The following is a 19932-nucleotide window of genomic DNA, read 5'->3' as shown; positions in this document are numbered from 1 at the left end:
ATCTGCAAGACATGAGTTTCACCTTTCCTTCTTTGCCCGCTATACCGGACCGGTAATTGCCCGAGGTCCGTCATGCCCAAGTTGTCCCCTGTGTTCGATGCCATCCGCGCCGCCGCCCAAGCGCGCATCCTGATCCTCGACGGGGCGATGGGCACGCAGATCCAGCAACTCGGCCTGTCCGAGGATGACTTTCAGGGAGAGACGAACCGGGCAGGGGGATGCGCCTGTCATCTTCATTCGGACCATCCGCAGAAGGGCAACAACGACCTTCTGAACCTGACCCAGCCCGAGGCGATCGAGGAAATCCATTTCCGATACGCACTCGCCGGAGCGGATATCGTCGAGACGAACACTTTTTCCTCGACCTCGATCGCGCAGGCCGATTACGGGATGCAGGAACGGGTTTTCGCCCTGAACCGCGAGGGCGCGGCGCTGGCGCGGCGGGCGCTGGACCGGGCGACGGCGCAGGACGGGCGGATGCGCTGGGTTGCCGGCGCGCTGGGACCGACGAACCGGACGGCCTCGCTCAGCCCCGACGTCAACAACCCCGGCTTCCGCGCGGTCAGCTTCGACCAGCTGCGCGTGGCCTATGCCGAGCAGATCCAGGGGCTGATCGCGGGCGGGGCCGATCTGATCCTGATCGAGACGATCTTCGACACGCTGAACGCCAAGGCCGCGATCTTTGCCGCCGAAGAGGTGTTCGAGGACACCGGCCTGATCCTGCCCGTGATGATCTCGGGCACGATCACCGACCTGTCGGGGCGGACGCTGTCGGGGCAGACGCCAACGGCCTTCTGGCACTCGATCCACCACGCGCGGCCGCTGACGGTGGGGCTGAACTGCGCGCTGGGCGCGGATGCGATGCGCCCGCATCTGGCGGAATTGTCCGAGGTCGCGGATACGCTGGTCTGCGCCTATCCGAACGCGGGCCTGCCGAACGAGATGGGGGCCTATGACGAGACGCCCACGCTGATGGCTGCCCAAATCGGCGGCTTTGCCGAGGAAGGGCTGGTCAACATCGTCGGCGGCTGCTGCGGCTCGACGCCCGAACATATCGCCGCGATTGCCGAAGCCGTGGCGGGTAAGGTCCCCCGTTCGGTGCCCGAGATCGCGCCGCAACTGCGGCTGTCGGGGCTGGAGCCTTTCGTCAAGACCGATGCGATCCCCTTCGTGAACGTGGGGGAACGGACGAACGTCACCGGCTCGGCCCGCTTCCGCAAGCTGATCACTGCGGGCGACTATCCGGCCGCGCTGGAGGTCGCGCGGGACCAGGTGGAAAACGGCGCCCAGATCATCGACGTGAACATGGACGAAGGGCTGATCGATTCGGCCGCCGTCATGACCGCCTTCCTGAACCTGATCGCGGCGGAACCCGACATCGCCCGCGTGCCGCTGATGATCGATTCGTCGAAATGGGAGGTGATCGAGGCCGGGCTGAAATGCACCCAAGGCAAGGCAATCGTGAACTCGATCAGCCTCAAGGAGGGCGAGGAGGCGTTCCTGCACCACGCCCGCCTTTGCCGCCGCTATGGCGCGGCGGTTGTCGTCATGGCCTTTGACGAGACGGGGCAGGCCGACACGGAAAACCGCAAGGTCGAAATCTGCGCCCGCGCTTATGACCTGCTGGTGAACGAGGTGGGCTTCCCGCCCGAGGACATCATCTTCGACCCCAACATCTTCGCAGTCGCCACGGGGATTGAGGAACACGACAACTACGGCGTAGATTTCATCAACGCCACGCGCCGCATCCGGCAGCAACTGCCGCATGTCCATGTCTCGGGCGGCGTCTCGAACCTGTCCTTCAGCTTCCGCGGCAACGAGCCGGTGCGCGAGGCGATGCACGCCGTCTTCCTGTATCACGCGATCCAGGCCGGCATGGACATGGGGATCGTGAACGCGGGGCAGCTTGCCGTCTATGACCAGATCGACCCGGAACTGCGCGAGGCCTGCGAGGACGTGGTCCTGAACCGCCGTGCGGATTCGACCGAGCGGCTGCTGGAACTGGCCGAGCGCTACAAGGGCGAAGGGGGGGCCAAGGCGCGCGAGAAAGACCTGCGCTGGCGCGAATGGCCGGTGGACAAGCGGCTGGAACACGCGTTGGTCAACGGCATCACCGAGTTCATCACCGAGGACACCGAAGAAGCGCGGCTGGTCGCCGCCCGCCCCCTGCACGTCATCGAAGGCCCGCTGATGGGGGGGATGAACGTCGTGGGCGACCTGTTCGGCGCGGGCAAGATGTTCCTGCCGCAGGTGGTGAAATCCGCCCGTGTGATGAAGCAGGCCGTCGCCCACCTTCTGCCATACATGGAGGCGGAAAAATCTGACGGAGCTTCAAGTTCCGCGGGCAAGATATTGATGGCGACCGTGAAAGGCGACGTCCATGACATCGGCAAGAACATCGTCGGCGTGGTCCTCGCCTGCAACAACTACGAGATCATCGACCTCGGTGTGATGGTCCCGGCGCAGAAGATCCTTGAGACCGCCAAGGCCGAGAAGGTGGACATCATCGGCCTTTCCGGCCTCATCACGCCCAGCCTGGACGAAATGGTGCATGTCGCCGCGGAAATGGAACGCGAGGGCTTCGACATTCCGCTGCTGATCGGCGGCGCGACGACCAGCCGGGTGCATACGGCAGTCAAGATCGACCCGCGCTATCACAAGGGCCAGACCGTCTATGTCACCGATGCAAGCCGTGCCGTGGGCGTCGTCTCGAACCTGCTGTCGGACGAAAAGATCAGCTACATCAGCAATGTGAGAAATGAATATCAGGAGGTTGCCACCCGCTATAACCGTGGCGACGACAAGCGTGCCCGGCTGTCGATCGAGGATGCGCGGGCGAATGCGGTGAAGGTTGACTGGTCGGCCTACGAGGCGACGCCGCCGCAGTTCGTCGGCACGAAGACCCTTGATGGCTGGGATCTGGCCGAGGCCGCCCGCTACATCGACTGGACGCCGTTCTTCCAGACTTGGGAGATGAAGGGCGTATATCCCAAGCTGCTGGACCATCCTGCTCAGGGCGAGGCCGCCCGCGCGCTGTTCGCGGATGCGCAGGCGATGCTGAAGCAGATTGTCGAGGAAAAGTGGCTCAGCCCTCGGGCCGTGGTGGGTTTCTGGCCCGCGAACCGCGTCGGCGACGACATCCGCTTGTGGACGGGCGAGGATCGCGGGACCGAGCTTGCCACGATGCACACGCTGCGCCAGCAGGTGACCAAGCGCGACGGGCGGCCGAACGTTGCGCTGGCGGATTTCGTGGCGCCGGAAGGGCAGCCCGACTGGATCGGTGGCTTTGTCGTGACAGCAGGCGACGAATCAGCCCGCGTGCAGGCGTTCAAGGATGCGCATGACGATTTCTCGGCGATTCTGCTGCAGGCTCTGGCCGACCGCTTCGCCGAGGCCTTGGCCGAGATGGTCCACGAACGGGTGCGGCGCGAGTTCTGGGGATATGCCCCCGACGAGTCCTTCACGCCTGTGGAACTGATCCCCGAACCCTATCGCGGCATCCGCCCCGCGCCCGGCTATCCTGCCCAGCCCGACCATACCGAGAAGCGCACGCTTTTCGACCTGCTGGACGCCACCGCCGCGACGGGGGTTGAACTGACCGAGTCGATGGCGATGTGGCCGGGGTCTTCCGTCTCGGGCCTCTATATCGCGCACCCGGATGCCTATTACTTCGGCGTCGCCAAGGTCGAGGCTGACCAGGTTGCCGACTATGCCGCCCGCAAGGAGATGAGCCTGGCCGAGGCGGAACGCTGGCTCGCGCCCGTGCTGAATTATGTGCCCGGCGCGGTGATCGCCGCCGAATGACCCCTTTTCAAACGCGGCGGGCGCGGCTATGTCACGCCCACCACGGAATGCGGTCGTGGCGGAATTGGTAGACGCGCAGCGTTGAGGTCGCTGTTCCTTAACCGGAGTGAAAGTTCGAGTCTTTTCGACCGCACCATGACAAGGGCGCCCCTCGGGGCGCCTTTTTCATGTCCCGGGCGTGGAATGCCGTGCTGTCCGGCAGGATGCCCTTGCATCCGGCAAGTTTCCGGTCCGTGCCACGCCCGGTAAAACCTGCCGCATTATCACGTTGCAGCTTTGCGTTTCCGTTGCATAGAGTGACGCAACAAAGAACAGGAAGACAGGGAGCAGACGCCTTGACCCCGACCGGCAATGACGGATTCGTCGTCTTCGACCACGTCCAGAAAAGTTACGACGGCCAGACGCTTGTGGTGAAAGACCTCAATCTGTCGATCGGCAAGGGCGAGTTCCTGACGATGCTGGGGCCGTCCGGTTCCGGCAAGACCACCTGCCTGATGATGCTGGCGGGCTTCGAGACAGCGACCCATGGCGAGATCAGGCTGGGGGATCGCAACATCAACGACGTGCCGCCGCACAAGCGCGGCATCGGGATGGTGTTCCAGAACTACGCCTTGTTCCCGCACATGACGGTGGGCGAGAATCTGGCCTTTCCGCTTGAAGTGCGCGGCATGGGCAAGGCCGAACGCGAAAGCCGGATCATCCGGGCGCTGGACATGGTGCAGATGGGCCGCTTCCGCAACCGCCGTCCGGCGCAGCTTTCGGGGGGTCAGCAGCAGCGGATCGCCTTGGCCCGCGCGCTGGTCTTCGACCCGCAGCTTGTGCTGATGGATGAACCCCTGGGCGCGCTGGACAAGCAGCTTCGCGAGCATATGCAGTATGAGATCAAGTCGCTGCATGACAATCTCGGGATCACGGTCGTCTATGTGACCCATGACCAGGGCGAGGCGCTGACGATGTCGGACCGCATCGCCGTCTTCAACGACGGGCGCATCCAGCAGCTCGCGCCGCCCTCGGTGCTGTATGAACAGCCGGAAAACAGCTTTGTTGCCGGGTTCATCGGGGAAAACAACAAGCTGTCCGGCACGATCGAGAAACTGGATGGCCAACGCGCCGAGGTTCGGTTGGCGACGGGCGAGCTGATCGACGCCACTGCCGTCAACATCCGTGAGGTGGGGCAGCAGACGATGGTCTCGATCCGCCCGGAACGGGTCGAGTTCAAGCCCGACCTGATGCCCGCGGGCACCCATACGATCGACGCCGAGGTGCGCGACGTGATCTACATGGGTGATATCCTGCGGGCGCGGATGAAGGTCGCGGGCAGCGACGACTTCGTGATGAAATTCCGCAACACGCTGGGCCAGACCCGTCTGCAGCCCGGCCAGCATATCCGCATCGGCTGGAACCCGCAGGATGCGCGGGCGCTCGATCCGGTTTGAATGAATAACAATAAAGGGAGGAAAGACATGAAGAAACTTCTGATCGCCACGACCGCGCTGGTCGGTCTTGGCTCGGCGGCCTTTGCCCAAAGCGGCGGCGTGCTGAACGTTCTGGACTGGGGGGGGGCCTACGGCCAGTCCCATGCCATCGCCTATAACGCGCCCTTCGAGGCCGAGACCGGCATCCGCATCACCGTGGCCGACGCCGACAACCCAGCGACCCCGATCAAGGCGATGGTCGAGGCGGGCAACGTCACCGCCGACGTGGCCTCGGTCGAATATGCCGACGCTGTTCGGCTTTGCGACGAGGGCGCGCTGGAAGAGATCGATCCGTCGATCCTCAGCGCGGCTGCCGACGGCACCTCGGCCGAGGAGGATTTCATCGAGGGCGCGCTGACGGATTGCTTCGTGGCGACCGATGTCTATTCGATGGTGCTGGCCTATGACGACAGCAAGTTCCCCGACGCCAAGCCGGCATCCCCGGCCGATTTCTTCGACACCGCCGCCTTCCCCGGCAAGCGCACCATGCGGAAAGGGGCCAAGTTCAACCTGGAACTGGCGCTGATGGCCGATGGCGTCCCCCCGGCCGAGGTTTATGACGTGCTGGCGACGCCCGAGGGCGTGGATCGCGCCTTTGCCAAGCTCGACACGATCAAGAACGACGTGATCTGGTGGGAAGCCGGCGCCCAGCCGCCGCAACTGCTGGCGGATGGCGAGGTCACGATGGCCTTTGCCTTCAACGGCCGGATCTTCAACGCCGCCATTGGCGAGAACAAGCCCTTCAACATCATCTGGAACGGCCAGATCTACGAGATGGAAGGCTGGGTCATCCCCAAGGGCGCGCCCAACATGGAAAACGCGCTGAAATACATCGAGTTCTCGACCCGCCCCGAGCAGCTTGCCAAGGCCGCCGAGCATATCAGCTACGGCCCTCCGCGCCGGTCGTCGTCGTCGCTGGTCGGCAATGTCGCGGGCACCGAAACCCCGATGTCGCCGCACCTGCCGACCTCGCCCGAGAACCTCGAACAGGGGATCGCCTCGAACCTCGACTTCTGGGTCGATCACGACGGCGAACTGAGCGAGCGTTTCAACGCCTGGCTGGCCGGTTGACGGTCCTGCGGCGGCGCCGGGCATGGCGCCGCCTTCACCCTTATGGTTGCGAAAGAGCGGACATGGCACGGAACCTGATCGCGGGAACGGCTTTGGCGCTGGCCCTCGCGGGCGCGGCGCAGGCGCAGGATTCAATCAACATCACTACCTATGGCGGCGCCTTCGGCGAGGCGGTGAACCAGGCCTTCGCCCGGCCCTTCACCGAGGCGACCGGCATCCAGGCCAACATGGTCGACAACTCGGACCCTCCGGCCAAGCTGAAGGCCGAGGTCGAGGCCGGCAACGTCACCAGCGACGTTTATGACGTCGAGCAGTCGGACGTGATCCGCCTGTGCGACGAGGGGCTGATCGAGCCGATCGACCCGGCGACGCTGCCCGCCGCGGCGGACGGGACCACCGCTGCCGACGACTACCTGCCGCAGGCGCTGCATGACTGCGCGACCGCCATCATGGTGTGGTCGACCGTGATCGCCTATGACACCGAGGCTTTCCCGAACGGCGCGCCCGCGACTGTCGCGGATTTCTTTGACACGGCGCAGTTCCCCGGCAAGCGCGGCATCATCAAGCGCCCGAAATATGCGCTGGAATTCGCCCTGCTGGGCGACGGCGTGCCGCCCGACCAAGTCTATGACGTGCTTTCGACGCCCGAGGGCGTGGACCGCGCCTTTGCCAAGCTGGACACGATCAAGGACCAGGTGGTCTGGTGGGAGGCAGGCGCGCAGGCGCCGCAACTGCTGGCCGACAGGGAGGTCTCGATGACGCTGGCCTATAACGGTCGGATCTTCGACGCCATTGTCGAGGAAGGGAAGCCTTTCGCCTTTATCTGGGACGGCGCGAACCTGGACATGGATTACTGGGTGGTGCCGAGGGGCGCGCCGGATGTCGAGAAGTCGATGCAGTTCATCGCCTTTGCCTCGGACCCGGCGCGGCAGGCAGACCTGTCGAAATACATCGCCTATGGCCCGCCGCGCAAATCGGCGGCGGCCAGCGTCGGCACCTACAAGGACGGGACCACCGAGATGGCGCCCTACCTGCCGACCACCCCTGAGAACGCCGAAAGCGCGCTGGTCAACGACGCCGGCTTCTGGGCCGACCATGGCACCGAGTTGACGGAACGCTTCAACGCCTGGCTTGCTGGCTGACATGATGGCGGGGGCGTTCGCGCCCCGGCTGCCCCTTGCAACCCGGACATTCCGATGCACCGATCGCTGATCCTTGCCGCCGTGATGCTTGCCGCGCCCGCTTGGGCGCAGCAGAAGCCGCTGGTGATCGTCTCGTGGGGCGGCGACTTTGCGGCGCTGCAGGATGCCGCGATGGCCCGCCCCTTTACTGAACGGACCGGCCGTCCGGTGCGCTTCGTCGATACCGATGACCCTGCCGGAATGGTCAAGGCGCAGGTCGAGGCCGGCAACGTTTCCGCCGATGTCGCCAGCGTCGGGCAGGGGGCGGGGATGCGGCTCTGCGAGGAAGGCGATGCCGAGCCGATCGATCCCTCCCGCCTCGCACCGGCGGCGAACGGCACGGTGGCCGAGGATTTCCTGCCCGGCACCCTGACCGAATGCTTTGTCGCCACGGATATCTATTCGACCGTCATCGCCTATGATGCGGGGCGGCTTGAAACGCCCCCCGCCACGGCTGCCGACTTCTTCGACCTGCAGCGCTTTCCCGGACGCCGCGGCCTGGGCCGCACGCCCCAGTTCACGATGGAACTCGCGCTGGTCGGCGACGGCGTGCCGCTGGACCAGGTCTATGACGTGCTGGCCACGCCCGAGGGGGTGGAACGCGCGCTGGCGAAGCTCGACACCATTCGCGACGAGATCGTCTGGTGGGAGGCCGGGGCCCAGCCGATCCAGCTTCTTGCCGATGGCGAGGTCGCGCTGGCCCATGCCTATAACGGCCGCGTCTTCAAGGCCGCGCAGGTGGACGGGCTGCCGCTGGCGATCCTGTGGGACGCCCAGATGCTGGAAGTCGAGGGCTGGGTGATCCCGAAAGGTGCGCCGAACCTTGAGGCCGCGCGGGATTTCGTGGCTTTCTCGACCTCGCCCGAGGTGCTGGCCCATGCCGCCGAGATCCTGCCCTATGGTCCGCCCCGCCGGTCGGCGCAGGCGATGGTAGGCAATTTCGTAGGCGATGGCACAACGCCGATGGGTCCGCACCTGCCAACCGCACCCGACAACATGACCAGTTCCCTGTTCGTGGACCCGGCATTCTGGGCCGACCACGAAACCGAACTGCGCGCCCGCTTCACCGCGTGGCTGGGCAGCGAATGACGACCGGCCCGATACCGCGGCCAAAGCGATAGGACCGACATGGCAACCGCTCTCGACCCCCATGCAGCCATCGTCAGGAAAGCCGGCGGCGCGCCCGCAATGCTGACGACCGCGGACGGCCGCCCCTTGGCCCGGGCATTGGCCCGCAGTTCGGCTCGGTCACGCCGGCGGGCCTTCCTGCTGGTGGCGCCGCTGCTGCTGTTCGTGGTCGTGACCTTCGTGATTCCGATCGGGCAGATGCTGCACCGCTCGATGTACAACGACGGCTTTGCGGCCAACATGCCGCAGATTTCCGCCTGGTTCGCCGAGAACCCGCCCGGCACCCAGCCCGACGAGACGGCTTTCGCCGCGCTGACCGCCGACCTGACGGCGGCGGCCGAGGCCCGCACCATCGGCATCGTCGGCACCCGGATGAACTATGACGTGCCGGGCACCCGCTCGCTGTTCACCTCGACCGGCCGGCAGGCGCGCGGCGGGTTCGAGCCACCTTACCGCGAGGCGTTGACCGAGGTCGATCCTCGGTGGCAGGACCCGACGCTGTGGCGGGCCATGCGTTCGGCCTCGACAGCCTATACGGCGAATTTCTACCTGGCCGCAATGGACCTGACCCGCAACGACCAGAACGAGATCGTCAGCGTCCCCGAGCGCCAGCAGGTCTACGGGATGCTGTTCATGCGGACCTTCTGGCTGTCGCTGCTGATCACCGGGCTGACCTTTGTGCTGGGTTTCCCCATCGCGCATCTGCTGGCGACGCTGCCGACGCGGAAATCGAACCTGCTGATGATCCTGGTTCTGCTGCCCTTCTGGACCTCGCTTCTGGTGCGGACGACAGCTTGGATGGTCCTGCTGCAGCAGCAGGGGGTCGTGAACGACATCCTCGTCTGGCTGGGGATGATCGGGCAGGACGGGCGGCTGCAGATGATCTACAACCGGACCGGCACGATCATCGCCATGACCCATATCCTGCTGCCCTTCATGATCCTGCCGCTGTATTCCGTGATGCGGACGATCAATCCCAGCTATGTCCGCGCCGCCCGCTCGCTTGGGGCGACAAGCTGGACGGCCTTCCGCCGGGTCTATTTCCCACAGACCCTGCCGGGGCTGGGAGCGGGCGCCCTGCTCGTGTTCATCCTGGCGGTCGGCTACTACATCACGCCGGCGCTGGTGGGCGGGTCCTCGGGGCAGTTGATTTCCAACATGATCGCCATGCACATGACGGAAACGCTGAACTGGTCGATGGCCGCGGCATTGGCCGCGCTGCTGCTGGCCGGAGTCCTCATCCTCTACTGGGTCTATGACCGCATGGTCGGGATCGACAATCTCAAGCTGGGGTGAACCGAATGGCGCTGCCGACCTATGCTTCGCCGCTGGAACGGATCTGGCACTGGATCTACATCGCGATCTGCGTAGCGATCTTTTTCTTCCTGATCGCGCCGATCGTGGTGGTGATCCCGCTCAGCTTCAACGCCGAGCCTTATTTCACCTTCACCGACAGGATGCGCTCCTTCGACCCCGAGGGTTATTCCCTGCGCTGGTATGACACGCTGCTGACATTCGGCATGGCGAACCCGGATGCGCCGCGGGACACAAGCTGGTGGGCGGATGCGTGGAACAACGCGCGCTGGATCAATGCGGCCAAGAACTCGCTGATCATCGGCTTCTTCTCGACGATCCTTGCCACCGTGCTGGGGACGCTGGCGGCGCTGGGGCTGGCGCGGAAAGAGATGCCGTTCCGCCGGATCATCATGGCGGTGCTGATCTCGCCCATGATCGTGCCGATCATCATCACCGCGACAGGGATGTTCTTCTTCTATTCGTCCGCCTGCGTGGACACGACCTCGACCTTCGGGCGACTGCTGGCGCCGGTGCTGTCGAACTCGGGCTGCCTGGCCAATACCTACCTGGGCGTGATCCTCGCCCATGCGACACTGGGGATTCCCTTCGTCATCATCACCGTGACCGCGACGCTGATCGGCTTTGACCAGTCGTTGAACCGGGCAGCAGCGTCCTTGGGGGCGAACCCGAGGACGACCTTCTTCAAGGTCACGATGCCGCTGATCCTGCCGGGCGTGATCTCGGGCGCGCTGTTCGCCTTCGTCACCTCGTTCGATGAGGTGGTGGCGGTGCTGTTCATTGCCGGCCCCGACCAGCAGACGATCCCGCGGCAGATGTGGAACGGCATTCGCGAGCAGATCAGCCCGGCGATCCTCGCCGTCGCCACGCTGCTGGTGATCTTCTCGATCGCGCTGCTGGCGACGGTGGAACTGCTGCGCCGCCGGGGCGAGCGGCTGCGCGGGTTGACCCACTCATGACGCCCGAGGAGATCGCGGACGATGTCGCCCGCCCCCGCGCGCCCGGCTTCACGCTGGACCCTTTTCAGGAACTGAACGGCCGGGGTCTGGCCGCGATCCACCGCCTGTATCTGCGCGACCTGTCGGCGGTGGGCGCGCTGATGGGCGACATCCGGGCGGGGCTGCGGCAGCCCGGCGAGCTTGCGCCTGCGGTGCGCGGGATGCCGATGGCGCAAAACCTGAGGCTGTTCGGGACGGCCTGCGGGGCATCCTGCCGGGCGATCACCACGCATCACCAGATCAAGGATTTCCACCTTTACCCGCAGTTGGAAGTGCAGGGGAACGAGGTCCTGAACGCCGTGCTGTTCCGGCTGCGGCAGGAACATCGCGGGCTTGAGCATCTGATCGAGGTGCTGGCCGAGGCCGCCGATGCGCTGGCCACGGATCCGTCGCCTGCACGGTTCGATGCCTGCGCCGAGCGCTTTGCCGCGCTGGACCGCGCCGTGCGGTCGCATTTCCGCTACGAGGAAGACGAGATCGGCCCCGCGATTGGCTACTACGGGGTGCGGGTCTAGGGCAGGATCTCCAGCCAGCCCCAGACCGTCAGGATCGACAGGGCCGTGCCAATGAGCACCGCCGAAGCCGCGCTTCGGATGGCTGTGCCGTAAAGATTGGCGAACAGATAGGCGTTCACGCCCGGCGCCATCGTCGCCGTCACCACCGCCGACCGCAGCCCGTCCGTATCCAGCCCGAAGATCATCCCCAGCCCATAGGTCAGGCCGGGGTGCAGGATCAGCGAGCAGCCGCAGATCAGGGCGATGGACGCCGCGTCCCCTTGGGGCTTGTAGCGCAGCAACACGCCCCCCAAGGCGAACAGCGCCGCGGGAAGGGCAGAGCGCGCGATCATCTCGACCGCCGCCCAGAAGCCTTCGGGCAGGACCAGCCCGCCTTGCGTCAGCAGGTTCACCGCCAGCCCGCAAAGGATACCGATGACCAGCGGCGTCCGCACGACCCCGTGCAGTGCCCGCAGGGCGACCCGGCCGGGCGAGACCCCGCTGCCATGGGCGCGCGTGAACTCCATCACCGTGATCCCCAGCGTGTAAAGCAGGGGCGAGTGCAGTGCGATGATGGTGAAGTTGCCGGCCAGCGACTGCGGACCGTAAGCGCGCTCCATGATCGGGATGCCCAGCAGCAGCGAGTTCGAGAACAGGCAGGCGAAGCCGATGGCGACGGCATCCTCGGGCGAGCGGCCGATCACCCGCCACGCGACGATCCAGCCGACCAGGAACGAGGTGAACGCGCCAAGGTAGAAGGCCAGCAACAGCCATGGATCGAAGTCGGCCGACAGGTCCAGCGCCGCCATCGAGCTGAACAGCAGCACCGGCACCGCGAAGTTCTGGGCATAGCGCTGCAGCCCGTCGACCCCCGCCGGGCTGAACCACCCGCGCCAAGAGACGAGATAGCCCGCGCCGATCACCAGGAAGACCGGCAGGATGACGTCGAACAGCGCGCTCAAAGCTCGACGACCATCCCGTCATGGGCGGGGATGACGTGATCGGGCGTCTCGGCCATCACTGCGTCATGGTCCAGGTCGATGTGCATGTTGGTCAGGATGCCACGCCGGGCGCGTGAGCGCTCGATCCATTCCAGCGCCAGCGCCAGATGCGCGTGGCTGGGATGGGGCGTGCGGCGCAGGGCGTCGCAGATGAAGACCTCTGCGTCCATGATCGCGGGCCAGGCGTCATCGGGGATCGCCAGCACGTCCGGCAGATAGACCAGCGCCGGGGCGTCCTCACCCCCAAAGATGCGAAGTCCCAGCGCGGGAATGCCGTGGTCCACGGTGAAGGGGGTGACATGGATCGGGCCGCCCTCGCCGTGGATCGTGAAGGGACCGCCGATCAGATGCAGTTCAAGGATCGGAGGATAGGGCGATCCGGGCGGCGTCTCGAAGGCATAGCCGAAGCGGTTCATCAGCGCCGCAGTGGTGGGCCGGTCGGCCCAGCCCGGCAGGATGGATCGCCGGTTGTGGACGATCTGGCGCAGGTCGTCGATGCCGTGGATGTGGTCGGCATGAGGATGGGTCCAGACCACCCCGTCCAGCAGTCCTACGCCCGCGTCCAGCAGTTGCGGCACCATGTCCGGCCCGGTGTCGATCAGCACGCGGGTCGCCCCCCCGGCGCCCTGCCGTTCGACCAGCAGCGCGCAGCGCCGGCGCCGGTTCCTGGGGTTCGCCGGATCGCAGGCGCCCCAGTTTCCGCCCAGCCTCGGCACGCCCCCCGACGACCCGCAGCCGAGGATCGTCGCGCGGATCATGCGGCGGCCTTGGGGAATAGGCGGTCGAAATTGGCGCTGGTGAGCACCGCGAACTCAGGGAAGGTCATGCCGAAAAGCTCGGCGCCGACGCGGGCGGTATGGGCGACATAGGCCGGTTCGTTGCGCTTGCCGCGATGGGGCGGGGGCGCAAGGAAGGGCGCGTCGGTTTCCACCAGCACCCGGTCGCGGGGGGCGGCCGCGAAGATCTCGCGGATCTCGGTCGAGCGGGGGAAGGCCGCGATCCCCGACATCGACAGGTAGAAGCCGAGGTCCAGCGCCGTGCGCGCCAATTGCGGCCCCGAGGTATAGCAGTGCATCACGGCCGAGAACGGCCCCGCCGCGTGCTCGCGGGTCAGGATCGCGGCCATGTCGTCGTCTGCATCGCGCGAATGGATGATCAGCGGCAGCCCGGTTTGCCGCGCGGCCTCTATGTGGACTTCCAAGCTTTCGGCCTGAATGGCGGCGCTGTCGGCGGTATAGTGGTAATCCAGCCCGGTTTCGCCGATGCCGACGAACTTGGGATGCGCGGACAGGACAGCCAGTTCCCCGACGCTGGCAAGGGGTTCCTCGGCCGCCTGCATCGGGTGGGTGCCGGCGGCGTAGAAGACGCCCTCATGCGCCTCGGCGATGGCGCGGACCTGCGGTTCCAGCCGCAGGCGGGTGCAGATCGTGACCATGCGGGTGACGCCGGCGGCACGGGCACGGGCAACCAGATCGGTCTGCTGCCCGTCGAAATCGGGAAAGTCCAGGTGGCAGTGGCTGTCCACCAATGCCGGCGCAAGATTGTCGGTCGGGGTCATCGCGTCATCCTCGGCCCCGCGCCTCGGTGGCACCGGGGGTCTGCGCCAGGGTCAGGAGCATATCCATCACCAGCGCCACAGGGTCAAGGTTGACCGCCCGCCCGGCGCGGGCGCGCGCCGAAAGTTCGGCCTGCGCAGAGGCCCAGTGCCGGGCGGCGCGGTCGTCGGGCGAGATGCGGGCCAGCACCGCGCTTTCCCCCTCGGCCGCCTCGGGCAGTTGCGCGCCCATCAGCCCGGTGCGCGCCGCGCGGGAAAGAAAGCGGTCGAGCAGTGTCATGGTCAGGTCAAAGGGATCGCCCCCGGCGCCCGGACGGCCCGCCGCGTCCTGCGCGAAGGCAGCGGCGGCCTGCCGGTCCATCTCGGGCCGGGCAAACAGCGCGACGAGATCGGCATAGCGGTCCAGCCCGTCCTGGCCCGAAAGCCGCAGCGCCTCGCCGACCGAACCGCCTGCCAGCGCCCCCAGTCGCGCCGGATTGCCCGCCACCTCAAGCGGCGCGAGCGCCGTCGCCATGTCCTCGGGCGACAGCGGCATCAGCCGCAACTCGCGGCAGCGCGAGCGGATCGTCGGCAGAAGCCGCGCGGGCTGGTGCGCTACCAGCAGCAGGACCGCGCCCTCGGGCGGTTCTTCCAGCATTTTCAGCACGGCGTTGGCGGCGGCGGTGTTCATGTCGTCGGCGGCGTCGATGATGGCGACGCGGCGGCCGCCCTCGGCCGCGCTCATGTGGAAGAAGGACAGCAGCTTGCGGATATCCTCGACCACGATCTCGGCCCGCAGGCGGCCCTTGTCGTCGAGAGAGCGGCGGACCAGATGCAGGCGCGGCTCGGACAGGGCGCGCAGGCGGCGGGCGACGGGGTGATCCTCGGGCACCGACAGGTCGGGCGAGCCTGTTCCGGCCAGAAGCCAGCGGGCGATGATCCAGGCCAGCGTCGCCTTGCCGGTGCCGCGGGGGCCGGTGATGAGCCAGCCGTGATGCATCCGGCCCGAGGCGGCTGCGGTTCGGAAGGCGGCAAGTGCCGGGTCCTGACCGACCAGCCGGCGCGTCTCGCGCGGGTGCGGCGCGCCGGGAACGCGGTCGGATTCAACCGGGAGATCGGGATCGTCGCTCATAAAGCACCCCTGACGCGGGCGGCCACGGCTTCGGCCGGGCCGCTGCCGTCAATCAGCCGGACGCGGTTGGGATGGGCGCGGGCGAGATCTTGGAAGCCTTGGCGCAGCGCGGTCTGGAAGCCGAGGCCCATGGCCTCGAAGCGGTCCTCGGCGGCAAGATCCGCAACCGGAGGGGGCGAGGGATCAGGTTGCCGGTCTGCAACCGCAGGCGTGACGGTCCCGGCAGGGACCGGCGATTCGACATCCTTGGCCAAAGGGGGCGGCGAGGCCCAAGCGGGATCATGGGCAATGGGGAAGGGTGAGGCGGGCATCCGGCCTGTCGCCCTTGCGAGCGCCTCGGCGGGGTCGAGGTCGATCACGAAGGTCCGGTCCGGCTCGATCCCGATCAGCAGGCGATGCAGGTCCTCGACAGCTTGCGCCAGATCGGCGCGGGCGACGCCCTGATAGACCCGGGTGGAATCCGCGAAACGGTCGGTCACCACCCAGGCGCCGCGATCCAGCGCGGGAAGGATGGTGCGTTCCAGGTGGTCGCGGCGGGCGGCGGTGAACAGCAGAAGCTCGGTTTCCGGCGACCAGCGGTCGGCGCGGCCCTCGACCAGCAAGCGGCGGATCTGTTCCGCCCCCGGCGAGCCGCCCGGCTCGCGGGTCAGCACGACCTCGCGGCCCTCGGCCTGCAGGCTTTCGGCCAGCCGCCGCGCCTGGGTGGACTTGCCCGACCCGTCGATGCCTTCGAAGCTGATGAACACCGTGGCGCCGTCTCAGCCGCCGACAGCGGCCACGGCGCGCTCGCCCAGCCGGAAGGCGGCGTTCTGCAGCCGCCCGACAAAGCCCGCGCGGGCCACCTCGGTCGCGGCAACCAGCGGCAGGCGGGATTCGACCGAGCCAGGCACGGATACAACCAGATCGCCCACCCGCTGACCGGCGGCGATCGGCGCCTCGATGGGGCCGTCAAAGACGGCTTCCGCGGTCACGCCCAAGGCCGCGCCCGCGGGTATCAGCACGTTCACGCCCTCGGGCGCGGTCAGGGCGACGCGGCGCGACTGACCCAGCCAGACCGGCGCCCAAGCAACGGTTTCGCCCTTGGGGATCACTGTCTTCATGGTGAACTGCCGGAAAGCCCAGTTGACGATGCGTTCGGATTCCTCGGCCCGCGCGCGTTCCGAGGGCAGGCCGTTGACCACGAAGATCACCCGCCGCCCGTCCTGCACGGCCGAGCCGACAAGGCCATAGCCCGCCTCTTGCGTGTGCCCGGTCTTCAGCCCGTCCGCCCCGATGCCAAGCCCCAGAATCGGGTTGCGGTTGCGGGTATTGGCGGGCGCGCGGCCGTCATACTCAAAGCTGCTCAGGGCGAAGTTCCTGTAAAGCTTGGGAAAATCCTCGACCAGATGCTGGGCGAGCTTGCCCAGGTCGCTGGCCGACATGACGTGCCCCGGCGCGGGCCAGCCCGAGGAATTGACAAGATGCGTATCCTGCAGGCCGAGTTCCTGCGCGCGGGCGTTCATCTCGCGCGCAAAGGCCTCCTCGGTTCCCGCCAGCCCTTCGGCCACCACGACGCAGGCGTCGTTGCCCGACAGCACGATGATGCCCTTGATCAGCTCGTCCACCGTGGGCCGGTCGAGTTCGTTCAGGAACATCGTCGAGCCGCCCATCTGCCGTGCCCTGGTGGACACGGGAAAGCGCGTATCGGGCGTCACGCGGCCCTGATCCAGCGCCTCGAACAGCATGTAGACGGTCATCAGCTTGGACATCGAGGCGGGCGGCATCGGCTCATGCGCGTTCTTTTCCATCAGCACGCTGCCGGTCGCGACGTCATAGACCCAGGCGGACTGGGCATTGGTGTCAAAGGATTGCGCCGCCACCCCGAGCGGGCCGAGGACGACCGCCGCAACGATTCCGGCGAGAACACGGGACCAGAGCGCGCGCATGAGGTTTCCTTTCCCAGTTTCGGCCAAGCGTTAGCCCAGCCGGTTCCGCCCCGCAACGTTGCCCGTCCCCGCAGTCATTGCATCCAGAGATAAAGATTCGCTGAATGCCGTTCGCACGGGAAGCGTGCAGACCAGCCCGACCGACCGCCACCCTCTGCCGCGACAGAACAGCCGCTATCGGCCTGCGACAAGGCCTCAATGTGAAAAACGCGCCGGTGGCGCGTTTTCCAGATGGTTCTCAGAGCCGTAATCAGCCGTCGCGCTGCTGCGATTTTGGCGCGCGCGAGGGGCGGCGGGCGGGACGCTTGTGCTGTCCCTCGGGACGGGTCGACCGGGCAGGGCGGCCGGAAGGGCGCGGCGCGGCGGGGATGCCGACCGGCGGCTCGCCCCCGATCACCGGAATTGCGGCCTTCATCGCCTTTTCGATCGCTCGCAGTTCCCCTGCCTCGGCCGGGGCGCAGAAAGCCACGGCGCGGCCATCGCGTCCCGCCCGCGCGGTGCGGCCGATGCGGTGGACATAGTTTTCCGGCACGTTCGGCAGGTCGTAGTTGTAGATATGCGCCACCTGCGGGATGTCGAGCCCGCGCGCCGCCACGTCGGTCGCCACCAGCACCTGCGTCTCGCCGGCCCGGAACGAGGCCAAGGCGCGTTCCCGCTGGCCCTGGCTCTTGTTGCCGTGGATGGCGGCCACCTTGAAGCCCCACTTCTCCAGCAGCTTGGCCAGCTTTTCGGACCCGTGCTTGGTGCGTCCGAAGACGATGGCAAGCTCGCCCGGATACTTCGACAGGTATTCGGTCAGCAGCTCCGCCTTGTCGCCCTGGTTCACGAAATGCACGCCCTGGTCGATCTTTTCGGCCGGCTTGCCCGGCGGGTCCACCGCCACCCGGACCGGATCGGTCAGGTAGCTTTCGGCCAGTTCCTCCATCAGCTTGGGCATGGTGGCGGAAAACAGCATCGTCTGGCGGTCGCGCGGCAGCAGCTTGGCGATGCGGCGCAGCGCGTGGATGAAGCCGATGTCGAGCATCTGGTCGGCCTCGTCCAGCACCAGATAGCGGGTCTGATCGAAGCGGACGGCCTTGCGCTCGATCAGGTCGATCAGGCGGCCGGGCGTCGCGATCAGCACATCGACGCCGCGCGACAGGCGGTCGATCTGCACGTTGATCGAGGCGCCGCCGACCACGCGGAAGGCGCGGATGCCGGTGCCGCGGGCAAAGCCCTCGACGTTCTGGGCGATCTGGGTCGCGAGTTCCCGCGTGGGGGCCAGGATCAGCGCCTTGCAGCTGTGCGGCTCGGCCCGCTCGCCCTTGATGACAAGGCGGGACAGCATCGGCAGGCTGAAGGCCGCCGTCTTGCCGGTGCCGGTCTGGGCGAGGCCCAGCAGGTCGCGGCCCGCGACCAGCGCCGGGATCGCCTCGGTCTGAATCGGGGTGGGTTCGTTCAGGCCCAGTTCCGGCAGGTTGATCGCCACGCGTGCGTCGATGCCCATGCGGGTGAAGGGCGTGTCCATGTCCGGGATGGCGCGACGGATGAAGGGCTCGGGTTCGGTGCGGGCCTTCTTGGCGCGGCCGGGACCGCGGCGGGCGTCGAAGCCGGCCGAGCGCGGCTTGTCGTGGTCGCGCTGGTTGCGGTCGGTCCGGGCGCGTGCCGGACGGGTGGTGGTGGTGTCTGTCATCTCATGTCCTTGGTCGCCGTCCCTCGTACCGGGACGCGCGGAAGGCCGCGGCACGGGGCTGCGGCAGGCAGGGGCGCGGGTCAGATACGAAACCCGCCGGCAACCCTGCGTGACATGGGGAACCAGTCTGATCGTCGGCCCTGGCGGGAACAGGATGCCCTGCGGCTGCTCACGCGGCAGCGGGTGGCGACCGGGACAACATGGCCAGTCTGGGGGAAAAGTCAAGGACAGAGGGTTGCCGCTGCCGAAAACGTGGCGGAAAACAGGCAGGCGGTCGATCGGTTGATTGCGGCTTCCGCCAGCTTCGTCAGAATCCCTTGAGTTCCGGATTCCTCGGCCGGCGTCTGGTCCGGCAACCGCGCAGCATCATTCAGGCATAGCGGGCAATCCCGTTGCCGTCGATGTTGTCGGTCATCACCAGCGTGCAGAGCATCGCCGGCTGGTGGTCCCGCGCGGCATATTCCAGATGCTTCGCCTTGCCGCGGAAATCTGCCTCTTTCACCTTCGGCCGGGCAAGGCTCGCCTCGAACAGGTTGTATTCCGTCCGCAGGTCGGCGTTCTGCAGCCGCAAGCTTTTCTCCATCCGGCGCGAGTTCGCGTAGGTCTCGATCCCCACCGCGATGGCGCCGGTCGAGCGCAGGGCGTCCCAGACGGCCAGCCCGTCCTCGTAGGCCATGTGCAGTTCCCACCCCCGTTCCCCGACATAGGAGATGCGGAAGGCCGTGACCTCGCGCCCCGCGATCCTGATCGGGTGGAGGGCGGCGAAGGGGAAGGCCTCGGGTTCCAGCGCGGCGGGGTCTTCCACCACCTTCTGCAGCTTCGCGCGGGCCTCGGGGCCCCAGAAGCCGATGGTGATGCGGTCCTCGGAGGCGTCGGTCAGGGTGACGTCCAGCCCCCGGTCCTGCGCCACGCGGCACATGCAGGTCAGGTCACGGGGGCCGGCGTCTGACAAAGCTCAGCAGCAGACCAGGAATGGACCGAAGCCAAGACTAAAGAGGCCTAAGAGCATCTAACAAAACCTTCTGATCTGGTTGAGGCAGATGAGGGCGCAGCCGAGGATTACGAAGGCCTCGTGGATGTCGGCGCGTCGCTCATAGCGGATAGTCAGACGGCGGAAGCGGTTGAGCCAGGCAAGCGTTCGTTCGACGACCCAGCGGTGGCAGCCCAACCTCTCGCTGCTGTCCACTGTCCGCCGAGCAATGC

General features: G+C 66.8%; 16 protein-coding genes, 1 tRNA gene and 1 pseudogene. 9 read left to right on the top strand and 9 right to left on the bottom strand.

Going from position 1 to position 19932, the window contains the following annotated elements; all coding sequences use genetic code 11:
• Positions 1-72: 72 nt before the first annotated feature.
• From metH to H5395_RS12895, 9 genes are all read left to right on the top strand, one after another.
• Complete coding sequence (gene metH, locus H5395_RS12935) at positions 73-3804, top strand: methionine synthase (protein ID WP_182792994.1); 3732 nt, start codon at positions 73-75, stop codon at positions 3802-3804.
• A gap of 49 nt (positions 3805-3853) precedes the next feature.
• Positions 3854-3940 (top strand) — tRNA-Leu (locus H5395_RS12930).
• A gap of 199 nt (positions 3941-4139) precedes the next feature.
• Positions 4140-5240, top strand: a complete 1101-nt coding sequence (locus tag H5395_RS12925) for an ABC transporter ATP-binding protein (protein ID WP_255440650.1) — start codon at positions 4140-4142, stop codon at positions 5238-5240.
• Between the two features lie 27 nt (positions 5241-5267).
• Entirely contained in the window at positions 5268-6350 is a 1083-nt protein-coding gene (locus H5395_RS12920; protein ID WP_182792993.1) for an ABC transporter substrate-binding protein, read from the top strand.
• A gap of 62 nt (positions 6351-6412) precedes the next feature.
• Positions 6413-7492 (top strand): ABC transporter substrate-binding protein, encoded by a 1080-nt coding sequence (locus H5395_RS12915; protein WP_182792992.1) that lies wholly within the window; start codon positions 6413-6415, stop codon positions 7490-7492.
• Between the two features lie 54 nt (positions 7493-7546).
• Positions 7547-8620, top strand: a complete 1074-nt coding sequence (locus H5395_RS12910; RefSeq protein WP_182792991.1) for an ABC transporter substrate-binding protein — start codon at positions 7547-7549, stop codon at positions 8618-8620.
• Positions 8621-8659: 39 nt separating this feature from the next.
• Entirely contained in the window at positions 8660-9955 is a 1296-nt protein-coding gene (locus H5395_RS12905) for an ABC transporter permease (protein WP_182792990.1), read from the top strand.
• Positions 9956-9960: 5 nt separating this feature from the next.
• Positions 9961-10932 (top strand): ABC transporter permease, encoded by a 972-nt coding sequence (locus H5395_RS12900; RefSeq protein WP_182792989.1) that lies wholly within the window; start codon positions 9961-9963, stop codon positions 10930-10932.
• On the top strand, positions 10929-11486 hold the full coding sequence (locus tag H5395_RS12895) for a hemerythrin domain-containing protein (protein ID WP_182792988.1): 558 nt from the start codon (positions 10929-10931) through the stop codon (positions 11484-11486). Before H5395_RS12900 ends, H5395_RS12895 begins: the two co-directional genes overlap by 4 nt.
• On the opposite strand, the gene H5395_RS12890 is transcribed toward H5395_RS12895, so the two are convergent.
• The 9 genes and pseudogenes from H5395_RS12890 to H5395_RS12850 all read right to left on the bottom strand — a co-directional run.
• The gene (locus tag H5395_RS12890; RefSeq protein WP_182792987.1) at positions 11483-12427 is read right to left on the bottom strand and encodes an AEC family transporter; all 945 of its coding nucleotides are present in this window, start codon (positions 12425-12427) and stop codon (positions 11483-11485) included. The genes H5395_RS12895 and H5395_RS12890 overlap by 4 nt on opposite strands.
• Positions 12424-13224 (bottom strand): MBL fold metallo-hydrolase, encoded by an 801-nt coding sequence (locus H5395_RS12885; RefSeq protein ID WP_182792986.1) that lies wholly within the window; start codon positions 13222-13224, stop codon positions 12424-12426. Before H5395_RS12885 ends, H5395_RS12890 begins: the two co-directional genes overlap by 4 nt.
• Positions 13221-14024 (bottom strand): TatD family hydrolase, encoded by an 804-nt coding sequence (locus tag H5395_RS12880; protein WP_182792985.1) that lies wholly within the window; start codon positions 14022-14024, stop codon positions 13221-13223. The genes H5395_RS12885 and H5395_RS12880 overlap by 4 nt, the downstream gene beginning before the upstream one ends.
• A 4-nt stretch (positions 14025-14028) precedes the next feature.
• Complete coding sequence (locus H5395_RS12875) at positions 14029-15132, bottom strand: DNA polymerase III subunit delta' (protein WP_182792984.1); 1104 nt, start codon at positions 15130-15132, stop codon at positions 14029-14031.
• A 308-nt stretch (positions 15133-15440) separates the two neighbouring features.
• Positions 15441-15878 (bottom strand): annotated as a pseudogene (gene tmk / locus H5395_RS12870) (dTMP kinase); the annotation flags it as partial.
• Between the two features lie 12 nt (positions 15879-15890).
• Positions 15891-17057, bottom strand: a complete 1167-nt coding sequence (locus H5395_RS12865; protein ID WP_182792983.1) for a D-alanyl-D-alanine carboxypeptidase family protein — start codon at positions 17055-17057, stop codon at positions 15891-15893.
• A gap of 250 nt (positions 17058-17307) precedes the next feature.
• Positions 17308-18564 (bottom strand): DEAD/DEAH box helicase, encoded by a 1257-nt coding sequence (locus tag H5395_RS12860; protein WP_182793024.1) that lies wholly within the window; start codon positions 18562-18564, stop codon positions 17308-17310.
• 535 nt (positions 18565-19099) lie between these two features.
• Positions 19100-19648 (bottom strand): aminomethyl transferase family protein, encoded by a 549-nt coding sequence (locus H5395_RS12855; protein WP_182792982.1) that lies wholly within the window; start codon positions 19646-19648, stop codon positions 19100-19102.
• 90 nt (positions 19649-19738) lie between these two features.
• The coding region (locus H5395_RS12850) for a transposase (RefSeq protein WP_182791347.1) at positions 19739-19932 on the bottom strand (194 nt) is incomplete at its 5' end.

The organism is Paracoccus sp. MC1854, from assembly GCF_014164635.1.
In the GTDB taxonomy this organism is placed as follows: Bacteria; Pseudomonadota; Alphaproteobacteria; order Rhodobacterales; family Rhodobacteraceae; genus Paracoccus.
Note: the sequence above shows the minus strand (reverse complement) of the source record. Positions and strands in the feature narration are given on the sequence as shown.